The 13093-nt window shown below is 44.8% G+C and carries 15 protein-coding genes; all 15 read right to left on the reverse strand.

Annotation, left to right across the window (positions count from 1 at the left end):
• Positions 1 to 35 precede the first annotated feature (35 nt).
• The 15 genes from atpB to BCU07_RS20915 all read right to left on the reverse strand — a co-directional run bounded on the left by atpB (position 36) and on the right by BCU07_RS20915 (position 12952).
• Positions 36 to 833 (reverse strand): F0F1 ATP synthase subunit A, encoded by a 798-nt coding sequence (atpB, locus tag BCU07_RS20845; protein ID WP_009848124.1) that lies wholly within the window; start codon positions 831 to 833, stop codon positions 36 to 38.
• An 8-nt stretch (positions 834 to 841) separates the two neighbouring features.
• Complete coding sequence (locus BCU07_RS20850; protein WP_010433210.1) at positions 842 to 1231, reverse strand: F0F1 ATP synthase subunit I; 390 nt, start codon at positions 1229 to 1231, stop codon at positions 842 to 844.
• 191 nt (positions 1232 to 1422) lie between these two features.
• Entirely contained in the window at positions 1423 to 2304 is an 882-nt protein-coding gene (locus tag BCU07_RS20855; protein ID WP_017063024.1) for a ParB/RepB/Spo0J family partition protein, read from the reverse strand.
• A gap of 23 nt (positions 2305 to 2327) precedes the next feature.
• Positions 2328 to 3101, reverse strand: coding sequence for a ParA family protein (locus BCU07_RS20860; protein ID WP_029235097.1), 774 nt, complete (start codon positions 3099 to 3101; stop codon positions 2328 to 2330).
• Between the two features lie 14 nt (positions 3102 to 3115).
• The gene (gene rsmG, locus BCU07_RS20865; RefSeq protein WP_017058801.1) at positions 3116 to 3748 is read right to left on the reverse strand and encodes a 16S rRNA (guanine(527)-N(7))-methyltransferase RsmG; all 633 of its coding nucleotides are present in this window, start codon (positions 3746 to 3748) and stop codon (positions 3116 to 3118) included.
• Positions 3748 to 5643, reverse strand: a complete 1896-nt coding sequence (gene mnmG / locus BCU07_RS20870) for a tRNA uridine-5-carboxymethylaminomethyl(34) synthesis enzyme MnmG (protein WP_102429010.1) — start codon at positions 5641 to 5643, stop codon at positions 3748 to 3750. The genes rsmG and mnmG overlap by 1 nt, the downstream gene beginning before the upstream one ends.
• Before the next feature lie 482 nt (positions 5644 to 6125).
• The gene (gene mioC, locus BCU07_RS20875) at positions 6126 to 6560 is read right to left on the reverse strand and encodes an FMN-binding protein MioC (protein ID WP_017058804.1); all 435 of its coding nucleotides are present in this window, start codon (positions 6558 to 6560) and stop codon (positions 6126 to 6128) included.
• Between the two features lie 50 nt (positions 6561 to 6610).
• Positions 6611 to 7972, reverse strand: coding sequence for a tRNA uridine-5-carboxymethylaminomethyl(34) synthesis GTPase MnmE (mnmE, locus tag BCU07_RS20880; RefSeq protein WP_029235098.1), 1362 nt, complete (start codon positions 7970 to 7972; stop codon positions 6611 to 6613).
• Between the two features lie 130 nt (positions 7973 to 8102).
• Positions 8103 to 9725 (reverse strand): membrane protein insertase YidC, encoded by a 1623-nt coding sequence (yidC, locus tag BCU07_RS20885; protein WP_017058806.1) that lies wholly within the window; start codon positions 9723 to 9725, stop codon positions 8103 to 8105.
• 2 nt (positions 9726 to 9727) lie between these two features.
• A complete protein-coding gene (yidD, locus tag BCU07_RS20890; protein WP_004735802.1) occupies positions 9728 to 9985 on the reverse strand; it encodes a membrane protein insertion efficiency factor YidD in 258 nt (85 codons plus the stop codon).
• Complete coding sequence (gene rnpA, locus BCU07_RS20895; RefSeq protein ID WP_017055478.1) at positions 9952 to 10275, reverse strand: ribonuclease P protein component; 324 nt, start codon at positions 10273 to 10275, stop codon at positions 9952 to 9954. The genes yidD and rnpA overlap by 34 nt, the downstream gene beginning before the upstream one ends.
• A gap of 45 nt (positions 10276 to 10320) precedes the next feature.
• Positions 10321 to 10455, reverse strand: coding sequence for a 50S ribosomal protein L34 (rpmH, locus tag BCU07_RS20900; RefSeq protein ID WP_004735800.1), 135 nt, complete (start codon positions 10453 to 10455; stop codon positions 10321 to 10323).
• A gap of 206 nt (positions 10456 to 10661) precedes the next feature.
• Positions 10662 to 11399, reverse strand: a complete 738-nt coding sequence (locus BCU07_RS20905) for an amino acid ABC transporter ATP-binding protein (RefSeq protein ID WP_017058807.1) — start codon at positions 11397 to 11399, stop codon at positions 10662 to 10664.
• Positions 11396 to 12067 (reverse strand): amino acid ABC transporter permease, encoded by a 672-nt coding sequence (locus BCU07_RS20910; RefSeq protein WP_009848134.1) that lies wholly within the window; start codon positions 12065 to 12067, stop codon positions 11396 to 11398. The genes BCU07_RS20905 and BCU07_RS20910 overlap by 4 nt, the downstream gene beginning before the upstream one ends.
• 135 nt (positions 12068 to 12202) lie before the next feature.
• Positions 12203 to 12952: an amino acid ABC transporter substrate-binding protein gene (locus tag BCU07_RS20915; protein WP_009848135.1), complete on the reverse strand. Its 750-nt coding sequence runs from the start codon at positions 12950 to 12952 to the stop codon at positions 12203 to 12205.
• Positions 12953 to 13093 lie beyond the last annotated feature (141 nt).

Here is a 13093-nt window from a genome sequence, read left to right on the forward strand (position 1 = left end):
TAACATTAATAGTTAGAATAAAGCTTAAAAATTTTTTAGTGATCACTATCTTCATGAGCCATTGATAAGTAAACGATTGTCAACATCATGAAAACAAACGCTTGAATCAATATAACTAAGATATGGAAGATAGCCCAAGGTAGTGCACCTACCCATTGTAAGTACCACGGTAGCATTGCCGCGATAAGAATAAACACCACCTCACCCGCAAACATATTACCAAATAAACGCATACCTAGAGATAGTGGCTTCGCTAATAACGAAATTACCTCAAGTACCAAGTTAAATGGGATCATGATTGGGTGATTAAATGGATGCAGTGCCAATTCTTTAGCAAATCCGCCTAGGCCTTTCACTTTGATGCTGTAGTAGATCATCAGAGCAAAAACACCCAAAGCCATTGCCATGGTTATATTTACATCAGCTGTAGGAACCACTTTCAAGTAAGGGATACCTAGCCAATGCTCTGCAGGATATGGTAAGAAATCGATAGGCACTAAGTCCATCAAGTTCATAATGATAATCCAGCAGAATATAGTCAGTGCTAGTGGGGCAATCAGAGGGTTGCGACCATGGAAAGTTTCTTTAACGTTGTCGCCAACGAATTCCACTACCATTTCAACAAAACACTGAAGCTTACCAGGTACACCTACTGTTGCTTTCTTAGCGACTGAGCGAAAAACCCAAAGGAATAACATCCCTGTCAACACCGAAAAAAACAGACTGTCTATATGTACGTTCCAGAAACTTGTCTCCTCTACAAGACCAAACTTAGCTAAAGAAAGGTTTTGTAAATGGTGTTCAATGTATCCGGATGCTGTTGGCGCAGCCATAACTCATCCTATTTTTTATTGTTAATGAAAAGCACTGGCGCAAAGATATTAATACCTAGAACCAGTAAATAGGTCAGTTTGAGGGGAATTAATTCCACCTGCATATACATGTAGACAATAGAGAATAGTAGAACTGTGATAAGGATCTTTAGTGCTTCACCTGCATAGAACGACGCCGCAACTAACTTAGTTGCGCGAGCTCCACAAAATAGGAAAGCACACACACAAAAAACCACATTCGCGATGACAAAAATACCGCCACCAACCAATGCAGCAAAACCCCAATCAGGATTAACAGCTAAACCTAACCCTATCGCCACTAATATAACCGCGCTAAGCTCGATCAATAACATTTGCTTTGCAAGCACTCGTCCTGGTCTTGCTAACGCCGCTACCATGTATTCGTTCCTCTTTAAGCCCACTTTACCACTCGCTTAAAAGCGTGCTGAGAAATTGGCGAAAATTATACGTTCAGCCAAATTGATTGCAATAAGAATGCAGCAATCATTTACATTTCTGTATACAAACCGACAACTTTTGTAAGAAATTACTTGTTTATTACATAATTGACCTAAATCAATTATCTCATTTAGTACTCTAGTTTAGCAATAAGTTGCTCTAATTTGTGAGGCTCATCAAGAGTAATTGTCACTTTTGACTTACCGCTAACAGAACGAGTAACCGAAACGTTTGCTTGCAATTTTTCCGTGAGTCTTCGTGAAAGTTCGATGGCCTCAGTGTCTTCGGGCTTCGATTCCGCTTCAACGTCTGGTTTTAAGCACTTTTTGACAAGTTGCTCAGTTTGACGCACGGTCATTTTTTTGGTTGCTGCGGTATTCGCAGCCTCAACCTGGGTAACACCTTCAAGCGCAAGCAGTGCTCTAGCATGCCCCATTTCTAGTTGTTTACTGGAAACTAAACCTTTTACTTCATTTTCGAGCTGATTTAGACGTAATAAGTTACTAACGGTAGCTCTGGATTTACCAATCACATCGGCGACCTGCTGATGTGTCAGTGAAAACTCGTTCTGCAAGCGCTCTAGCGCTTGTGATTCTTCGATAACATTCAGATCTTCACGTTGAATGTTCTCGATCAATGCCATCGCAATCGCGGCCTTGTCTTCTACTCTCTTGATCAAGCATGGAACTTGTTTAAGACCAGCTTGACGAGCCGCTCTCCAACGACGTTCACCAGCAATAATCTCAAATTGGTCGTGCGCTAAAGGGCGTACAACGATCGGTTGGATAATGCCTTGAGATTGTATAGATGCCGCTAACTCTTCTAGCGCTTCCGGCGCAATATCCTTACGCGGTTGATATACACCAGGCTTCAAGCAACCAACAGCCAGTTCAATAAGCTCACCATCAGCCGACAACGCCTGACTATGAGAAGCAACTTGCTGTTTTTCACGAGCCAATGAGCTAGTTGCAAGCAATGCATCTAGCCCTTTTCCTAAACCACGCTTAGACATTGAGCGAATTCCTTTGGTTGGACCTATACTGGGACTTCTTCACGACGCAACATTTCGCCAGCAAGAGCAAGGTAAGCCTTAGCTCCTGCGGAATATTTGTCGTAGTACATTGCTGGCTTGCCGTGACTCGGGGCTTCTGCCAGACGCACATTTCTAGGGATCACAGTTCGGTAGACTTTGCTACCAAAGTGTTTTTTGAGTTGATCAGATACTTCGTTCGATAAGCGGTTGCGAGGATCGTACATAGTACGCAGAAGACCTTCGATCTTCAGGTTCTCGTTTACAACAGCCGCTAGCTTACTGATGGTATCCATCAATGCAGTCAAACCTTCCAAAGCAAAGTATTCACATTGCATAGGAACCAATACGGAGTCGGCCGCAGCCATCGCGTTGATTGTAAGAAGGTTTAATGAGGGCGGGCAATCAATAAAGATGAAATCATAGTTATTACGAATGGGTTCGAGTGCATTTTTTAAACGAACTTCACGAGCAAACACTTCCATCAGCTTGATTTCTGCCGCAGTAACATCACCGTTCGCGGCGATGAGGTCATAATTGCCAGATGTACTCCGGCAAACCACCTCATCAAATGGGGTGTCTTCAACCAACAAATCGTAAGCTGTTGCTTCAACTTGATACTTGTCGACACCGCTCGCCATAGTGGCATTACCTTGAGGATCGAGGTCAACAACCAATATCTTGCGTTTTGTTGCCGCCATTGATGCTGCTAAATTAATGCAAGTTGTTGTTTTTCCTACGCCACCCTTCTGGTTGGCAATTGCTACGATTCTACCCACTATGGCCTCGCTGATTATCCCTGACGCGATAAAGTAACTAGATGACGCTCTCCATCAAGCTCTGGCACTTGCAAAGCTTTAATGTCTGTCACTGAACACCATTCAGGTAACAGGTCGATTTCGTCTCTAGGATGTTGTCCCTTAAGAGCCAAAAATACACCGGATTGCTCTTTAGGTAAATGGTGACACCACTCTACCATGTCTGTCATTGACGCAAATGCACGACTGAGCACTGCATCAAACTTTTCTTCTGGTTGAAATTCTTCAACGCGACTTTGAACCGGTACCACGTTGTCGATACCCAACTCATGAATCACCTGTTTGATAAAACGAATACGCTTACCTAGGCTGTCTAGCAAGTAAAACTCGCAGTCTGGATTCATGATTGAGAGCGGAATCCCAGGAAGACCAGGTCCCGTACCCACATCGATAAAGCGCTTACCTTGTAAGTGAGTGCTAACAATGATGCTATCTAAGATATGTTTCACCATCATTTCTTGTGGGTCACGAACTGATGTTAGGTTATAAGCTTTGTTCCACTTGTTCAGTAACTCAACGTAGCCAACCAACTGGCCACGTTGTTTTTCAGATACTTCAAGTTCAGTCTGGCCAATAAGGTGATCCAGTTTTTCGCGTAATGCGCTCATTATGCTTCCTCACCTTTTTTCAACAGGCCGTGTTTTTTCAAGTAAACCAACAGAATTGAGATTGCTGCAGGTGTGATACCTGAAATTCGCGAAGCAATACCAATTGAGTCAGGCTTAGCTGTCGTTAGTTTAAGAACCACTTCGTTAGAAAGTCCTTTTACCTTGCTGTAATCGATATCAGCAGGCAGTTTGGTGTTTTCATGACGCAGTGATTTTTCAATTTCGTCTTGTTGACGCTGAATGTAACCATCGTACTTCACTTGGATCTCAACTTGCTCAGACGCTTGTTGATCTTCCAGTGCAGGACCAAAACGATCCAATGCGGTTAACTGTGAATAAGTCATTTCAGGGCGACGAAGAAGATCTTCACCGCTCGCTTCACGAGACATTGGTGTTTTCAGAATTTGGTTCAGTTGATCAATATCTTCAGATTTTGGATTAATCCAAGTCTCTTTCAGACGTTGACGCTCCTTCTCCATGTTTTCCATCTTCTCGTTGAAACGAGCCCAACGAGCGTCATCAACAAGGCCAAGTTCACGCGACTTTTCAGTCAAGCGGATATCGGCGTTGTCTTCACGAAGCAGCAGACGGTATTCCGCGCGAGACGTAAACATGCGGTAAGGTTCTTTGGTACCCATGGTAGATAGGTCGTCGATAAGCACGCCCATGTAAGCTTGGTCACGACGTGGACTCCAGCCTTCTTTGCCTTGAGTAAACAAACTTGCATTCAGACCGGCCATCAAGCCTTGTGCAGCCGCTTCTTCATAGCCAGTGGTACCGTTGATTTGACCCGCAAAGAATAGACCTTTGATAAACTTAGTTTCGTAAGTCAGCTTAAGGTCGCGAGGATCAAAGAAATCGTACTCAATCGCATAGCCAGGGCGAACGATATGAGCATTTTCAAAGCCCTTCATCGAACGAACAATTTGAACCTGTACATCAAACGGCAGACTGGTAGAGATACCATTCGGGTATAGCTCGTGAGTCGTTAGACCTTCTGGCTCAATAAAAATTTGGTGACTGTTCTTGTCAGCAAAACGCATTACTTTGTCTTCAATCGAAGGGCAGTAACGAGGGCCAATGCCTTCAATCACACCCGCGTACATAGGGCTGCGATCAAGGTTGGCACGAATTACGTCATGCGTATTTTCATTGGTATGCGTGATGTAACATGGAATTTGACGAGGTTGTTGAGCTCGGCTGCCCATGAACGAGAAAACAGGCGTCGGGTTATCACCGTTCTGAACCTCAAGCTCAGAAAAATCAACGCTACGCGCATCGATACGAGGAGGAGTACCTGTTTTCAGGCGATCAACTCGGAATGGAAGATCACGAAGACGGTCAGCCAGTGCGATCGATGGTGGATCACCAGCACGGCCACCTGAAGAACTTTCCATACCAATATGGATCTTGCCGCCTAGGAATGTGCCCACAGTCAGAACCACAGCGCTTGCGCGGAACTTAAGGCCCATCTGCGTTACCACACCTACCACTTGATCCTGTTCAACGATCAAGTCATCAACCGACTGTTGGAACAAAGTCAGGTTTGGCGTGTTTTCAAGAACGTTACGAACAAAGGCTTTGTACAGTGCGCGGTCAGCTTGTGCACGAGTAGCACGAACCGCAGGGCCTTTTGATGCGTTCAATGTTCTGAACTGAATACCTGCATGATCAATAGCTTGCGCCATTAATCCACCCATTGCATCGACCTCTTTTACCAAGTGGCCCTTACCGATCCCGCCAATGGCTGGGTTACAAGACATTTGTCCTAGTGTATCGATATTATGAGTAAGTAATAACGTACTTTGACCAGTACGTGCAGATGCGAGTGCGGCTTCCGTTCCTGCATGGCCACCACCAACAACGATGACGTCAAATTTTTCGTGATAAAGCATGAACCGACCTCAGGTATTCAAACGTTTTCTAGATTGATAAAAAGGAGCGATATTCTACCTGTTTTCATAGCCTGAGAAAACGTTTTTGGGATTTTTCGAAAAAGCTGTTTTTAATTAATATAGATAAGATCTTTAAGGAGATCTTTTATTAGATCTATTATTAGGATCGAGGTTATCTGTGGATAAGTCGGAAATGATCAACGAGATCATGGATCTTTTTTGGATCAAATGATGTGATCTAACTTTGATCAGGATGAGGATTAGCTGGGATCAAAATGGCTACTTATTCACAGGAGGAAATTAGCCTAAAACTTGTTATTTGGATAACTATAGGTTAATCACCGTATATGTATGATCTTATCCACAGCAGAAATTGAAAATAGATCGCTAATTTTCGATGTTTTTGAAAAAAAGTTATTCACAATCACGATGTTCAGAGACAAAAAAAGCGGCATAAGCCGCTTTTTGAGAGAGGAGAGAGGTTAAAACTGGTCGCTATGATCGTTGAACCAAGCTTCTGCTGCGTCTTCTGGTACCGGAGTTTCCAATACATCGATGGTAAAACAGTCAGAAATAGGCTGAGCACCGAGCTCTTTCATCTGGCTGTGGACTGATTTTCCCGCCAAACAGAAGGTATCGTAACTCGAATCACCAAGCGCCACGACAGCAAAGCGAACCGGGCTTAAATCTGGAGATTGCTGGGTCAATGCGTCGATAAACGGCTTAATATTATCTGGAAATTCACCCGCACCATGAGTTGAAGTCACCAGCAACCAAAAACCTTGTTGGGGAATATCATCGAATTCAGGCTGATTATGAAGGGTGATCTCGTGGCCTTGCTCTTCAAGAAGATCATTAAGGTGATCGCCAACGTACTCTGCACCACCTAAGGTGCTGCCTGTAATAATGTGGATCATTAAGCTGTCCTTACTAAAGAAAAAGGCCAGCATGAGCCGGCCTTTAAAGGTTATTTACCAATACAGAAAGAGGTGAAGATACGGCCGAGTAGGTCATCGGAACTGAATTCACCAGTAATCTCGTTAAGGTGTTGCTGCGTTATACGCAGTTCTTCTGCCAAGATTTCCCCTGCCATATAGCCTTCGAGCTGTTGCTGGCCAATATCTAGATGCTCAGATGCGCGTTCTAGGGCATCTAAGTGGCGACGACGTGCCATGAAGCCACCTTCATTGCCACCAGCAAAGCCCATGCAATCTTTTAAGTGATTACGTAGTGCATCAACGCCTTGTCCCGTCTTTGCTGATAGTCGAATCAGAGTTGGATCATTAACATGGCAAATCCCGAGATCTTCACCGGTTTGATCGGCTTTGTTACGAATCACGGTCATTCCGATGTTATTCGGCAGACGATCAACGAAATCTGGCCAGATATCTTTCGGGTCGGTAGCATCGGTAGTGGTGCCATCGACCATAAATAAAACGCGATCGGCTTGAGCAATTTCTTCCCAAGCGCGTTCAATACCGATTTTTTCGACTTCATCCGAGGCTTCACGCAGGCCTGCGGTATCAATAATGTGCAGTGGCATACCATCAATATGGATATGTTCACGAAGTACATCACGGGTTGTACCTGCAATATCAGTCACAATCGCGGAGTCTTTACCCGATAATGCATTCAGTAAGCTCGACTTACCGGCATTAGGACGACCTGCAATCACCACCTTCATACCTTCACGCATGATGGCACCTTGATTGGCTTCTTGGCGAACCGCTTCGAGGTTGTCGATGATAGCTTGTAAGTCAGCACTTACTTTACCGTCAGCAAGGAAATCAATCTCTTCTTCTGGGAAGTCGATAGCGGCTTCAACATAGATGCGTAAGTGAATCAGAGAGTCCACCAGCGTATTAATGCGTTTCGAGAACTCACCTTGCAACGATTGCAGAGCTGATTTCGCCGCTTCTTCTGAACTGGCATCAATGAGGTCAGCAATCGCTTCTGCTTGGGTTAAATCCATCTTGTCGTTCAAGAAGGCACGCTCCGAGAACTCACCAGGGCGTGCTGCGCGTAGCCCTGGAATCGCGAGGATGCGCTTGATGAGCATATCCATTACCACAGGGCCACCGTGGCCTTGTAGCTCTAATACGTCTTCACCGGTAAACGAGTGCGGGTTAGGAAAGTAAAGCGCGATGCCTTGGTCTAGCTCTAAACCATCGTGAGATTTAAAAGGGGTGTACTCAGCGTAACGTGGTTTCAGTACTTTGCCGGTAACTTCAAGCGCAACTTGGGCTGCTTGTGGGCCTGAAACGCGAATAATACCGACGCCGCCACGGCCGGGTGCAGTCGCTTGAGCAACAATCGTATCTGTAGTCATAGTTGTGCCTGCTAGCATGTGAAAGCCAAAAAGGGGCGCTCACGATTAATCAATTAGCTGAATTGTAATCAGCTAAAAACAAAAAGGCGACCTTTTGGTCGCCTTTCTTTGTCTCTTTCTATTATCGAACTTACTTAGAATGTAAGCCTTTCTTTTCCAGCGCACGGTAGATAAGCGTTTGCTGAATCAGAGTTACGATGTTCGATACTAGCCAGTATAGAACCAGACCTGAAGGGAAGAACAGGAAGAAGAATGTGAACATAACCGGCATAAAGGTCATGATCTTCTGCTGCATTGGATCCGTTACAGTTGTCGGGCTCATCTTCTGGATTAGGAACATTGAAGCACCCATCAGAAGTGGCAAGATGTAGTATGGGTCTTGTGCTGAAAGGTCAGTAATCCAACCGAAGAACGGTGAGTGACGCAGTTCAACAGACTCCATTAGTGCCCAGTATAGCGAAATGAAGATAGGCATTTGCAGAAGGATAGGTAAACAGCCACCTAGTGGGTTTACTTTCTCTTTCTTGTAAAGCTCCATCATTTCTTGGCTCATGCGTTGACGGTCGTCGCCGATACGCTCACGCATTGCAGTCAGCTTAGGCTGAAGCATACGCATTTTCGCCATAGACGTGTACTGAGCTTTCGTTAGTGGGTACATAGCACCACGAACGATGAAAGTTAGACAGATGATTGCCAGACCCCAGTTCACAACGATGCCTTGAATGAACGAAAGCAGAGTATGAAGTGGTTTAGCAATGAACCATAACCAACCGTAGTCAACTACTAGGTCTAGGTTAGGTGCAACAGCAGCCATTTGGTCTTGAAGTTTAGGACCAACCCAAAGCGTTGCTTTGAAGTTTGCTTCGTCGCCAGTAGCGATGGTTTTGTTCGGCATGCGAACACCGATGTCGCCAAGGTTACCAATTACACGAGTGTAAAGGTTGCTGCCTGCTTCGTCGCGTGGGATCCATGCACTTGCAAAGTAGTGCTGAATCATCGCTGCCCAACCTTGACCGTTTGCTAGGTTAAGAGACAGGTTGCGATCTTGCATGTCGTCGAAGCTGTATTTTTTGTAACGCGTATCTTCCGTAGAGTAAGCACCACCACGGTAAGTTGGCATTGTTAGGCTACCGCCGTCATCCATTACGTTCTGACGCAGGTGAGCGTACATGCCGAATGTCGCGTTGTTACCAGAGTTGTTGACTACATCGTATTCAACATCCATTGCGTAGCTGCCACGCTTAAGGATGAATGTTTTCGTGTAATCAAGGCCGTTCGCTTGGTAAGTCATCGGGATGCGTAGTTCATCCTGACCATCAGCAAGCGTGAAGCTGTCTGCTGAAACTGTGTAGCTTGGGCGGTTTGTGCTGCTTAAATCGATACCTTGAGGACCCACTAGACCGCTTTGTGCGATAAATTGGTGACCTGGTTCGTTTTTAAGAAGAACAAACGTATCTTCAGAATCGAACTCAGCAGAGTAATCGTTTAGGTTTGCTTTAACGACATCACCACCAACCGTATCAATTGACAGAGTCAGTACATCAGTTGTTACTGTGATAGTTTTAGCAGAAGAAGCAACTTGACCAGGAGCCGGGTCTAGATCATCTGCATAAGATGGCGCTGGTAGGGTGCTGCCAGATTGTGCCTGCTCAACCGCTTGTGGTGCTGGATTCTGAGCTACGTTCCATTGTTGGAACAGTAGGAAAGAAACCAAAGCCAATGCGATTAACAGGATATTACGTTGAGAATCCATCGTTATTTATCTCTGTCTTGTTTTTGGACTGGTGGAACGGGGTCAAAGCCCCCTTCGTTCAAAGGATGGCATTTTAATAGACGTTTGCCTGATAACCAACACCCTTTTACAAAACCGTGAGCTTTCAACGCTTCTATCGCATATAAAGAGCAGGTTGGAGTAAATCGGCAGCGTGGGCCGATGAGTGGACTAATAAACCATCTATAAAAATAGATGGGTATTAGCGCTATCCACGCGAAGGGCGAGACAGGCGAAGCCATAATTTGTCGAGTAGCTTGAACATTTCTTCATTGCTTAAATCTTGCGCGCTCTTCTTAGCGATTACAACAAAATCTTTGTTAGGAAGTTTGTGTTGAGTGTTACGAAAGCTTTCACGAGTAAGACGCTTGAATCGGTTACGACCCACGGCGGTTTTAATCTGCTTTTTCGGAACGGCTAATCCAAGACGAGGATTTGAAAGAGAGTTATTTCGGGCAATGATGGTGAAATGAGGGGAGCCAGCTCGATGAGCTTGCTTGAAGACATTTTGATAATGTTCGGGAGTTAACAAGCGTAACTCCCGACCGAAGGCTAGCTTATTCAAAATAATCAAAGATTACTTAGAAAGACGCTTACGGCCTTTTGCACGACGTGCATTGATTGTTGCGCGACCGTTCTTAGTAGCCATGCGAGCACGGAAACCGTGAGTACGCTTACGCTTTAGAACTGTAGGTTGAAAAGTGCGTTTCATTGTAATTACCTTACTGATCAGTAGTTTTAGGTTTTTGTTAAACCCGGCGTGGGCATTTTTTCTCTTCTTTATATAAGAAAGGAAAACCGACGCCTCTCAACAAAGAGGCGGAATTGTAATCACTGTCACAAAAAGTGTCAATGATTGGGTTAACTAAAATTCCGGTCGGGGGATTATACGTAGAATAACTAAAATCACAAGAATCCTTAGTCGATCCCAACCTTATTTAAGAATTTTTTTAATTTAGGATCCTGTGGATTACCAAAAATATCCTGTGGAGATCCCTGCTCGATAATATGACCGTCAGCCATGAAGATCACTCGGTCTGCGACCTCTCTCGCGAACTGCATTTCATGGGTAACCACCAGCATGGTTTGATGCTGATTTGCCAGTTTTTTCATTAGGTTAAGCACTTCGCCAACCCACTCAGGATCGAGCGCTGAAGTCGGCTCATCAAACAGTAAAAGCTCGGGTTGTAGTGCCATTGCACGGCCAATACCCACCCGTTGTTGCTGGCCACCAGAGAGCGCGGCTGGGTAGCTATCACCTTTGTCACCTAAGCCAATATCATCAAGTATTTGTTGTGCTTTTTCATGGGCTTGCTGTTTTTTCCAACCACGAACGGTAATTAAACCTTCAGCAATATTCTGTCTCGCGGTTTGGTGAGCGAACAGTGCATAGTTTTGGAACACAAAACCGGTCTTACGACGCAGTGCAAGCACCTCTGCCTTAGTGTGTTTCTGAGTATCAACCTTGATATCATCAATCGAAATCGTGCCTTGATCGGCTTGCTCTAGAAAATTCACACAACGCAGTAGGGTAGATTTACCCGTACCACTTGAACCTATGATGACAATTATCTCACCTTGTTTGATTTCTAGGTCGATCCCTTTCAAAACTTCGGTGTCACCAAACTGCTTGTGGATATTTTGTAATTTGATCATCGTACATACGCCTTATTCAGTTTCACTTCGGCCCAAATTTGAATACGAGTGAGGATAACCACCACGCCCCAGTAAATCAGTGCGACTGCTAAGAAAGCCTCGAAGAAGCGGAAACTTGAAGAAGCCTCCATCTGAGCTTTAGCCATGATTTCGGCGACACCTAGGGTGAAGGCAAGTGAAGTCGACTTGATCATATCGATGAAGTAGTTCATCAACGACGGCAGTGCCACGCGAGTTGCTTGCGGTAAGATCACTCGGCGCATCGCTTGGCTGGTTGTCATACCGACCGAAAGGCTGGCTTCCATCTGGCTGCGATCAATACCGATAATCGCGGCACGAATACTTTCTGCCATATACGCGGCAAAGTGCAGGGTTAAGCCAATCACAGCGGCGCTGAAGGCATCCAACCCAACCATCCACGGGAAGACTTGTGGTAAGCCGTAATAAAGGAGGAACAGCTGCACCAACAGTGGTGTGCCTCGGAAGAAGCTAATGTACAGTTGGCTCAGTTGGTCGAGCACTGGGATTTTGAATACACGAATATTCGCCAGTATCAGAGACAGGATCAGAGCAAAGAACAAGCCCCAGGTCGCCATCTCCATCGTGGTGCCTAAATACTTCAGTAGTATTGGCAACAGCTCTAGCATGTAATTAAAGTCAAATCCCATAATCTATCTCGTATTTTTATTGGCAGTGTTGTTCTATATGTAAGTACTGTTGTATCAGGTTTTTTAATCAGTGCACAAAAGCAAAAAGCCCACCGCTGTATAAAGCAGTGGGCCTTGAATGGAGAAAGTGAGTAATTACTTCTGAGTAATGTCCGCACCAAACCATTTCTGAGAGATACTTTCTAGCGTACCATCTGCGCGCATTGCTGCTAATGCTTCATTTACTTCTGCTTGCAGTTTTTTGCCGTTATCGTTGTCGACGAAAGGCCAAGCGTTTTCAATTGTTTCGAATGGCTGACCTGCTAGTTGTAATGGTAGACCAGTCTTCTTGATAAGCTCTAGTGCTGATAGGCGATCCATTACGAATGCATCGGCACGACCCAGTGCCACGTCATGTTCAATACCTGTATCGTAGGTTTTTACATTGATCTTGCCATCTTTGTCGTAGCTGCGAAGCAGTTGTTCAAAGTTTGAGCCTAGGTTTACCGCAACCGTCTTGCCATCAAGGTCTTCGATGCCTTTAATGCTGTCATTACCTTTACGAACGGTAATTTGTGCGCCGTCTACTACGTATGGGTCTGCGAATAGGTATTTCGCTTTACGTGCATCCGTCATTGTAATTTGGTTTGAAATGGTATCGATGCGACCCGTTTCAAGAAGACCAAACAGACCAGAGAAGTTTGCCGTTACGTATTCAACCTTGTAATCGTTACGCTTACCGATCTCATCCCATAAATCCACTTCAAAACCCTGTAGCTGGTCTTGTTTAACGAACGTAAACGGGAAATAGCGACCAGACATGCCGACTTTAACTTCAGTCGCAGCTTGAACAGTAGCAGCAGAGAGTGCGATAGCCGCAATTGCAGCCTTAATCCAGTTATTCATTTGGTAACTCCTTATATTTATGGGTTTGGATGTTACTGGGAAAATGCTCACTAGAATAAATAACCAGATGTTATTAACCATAACCAGATTGAATTCCCGATTTGGGGATAACTAGCAAGGATCCGGGCATAAGTGGATCAT

The organism is Vibrio sp. 10N.261.54.E10 (genome assembly GCF_002877735.2).
In the GTDB taxonomy this organism is placed as follows: Bacteria; Pseudomonadota; Gammaproteobacteria; order Enterobacterales; family Vibrionaceae; genus Vibrio; species Vibrio crassostreae_C.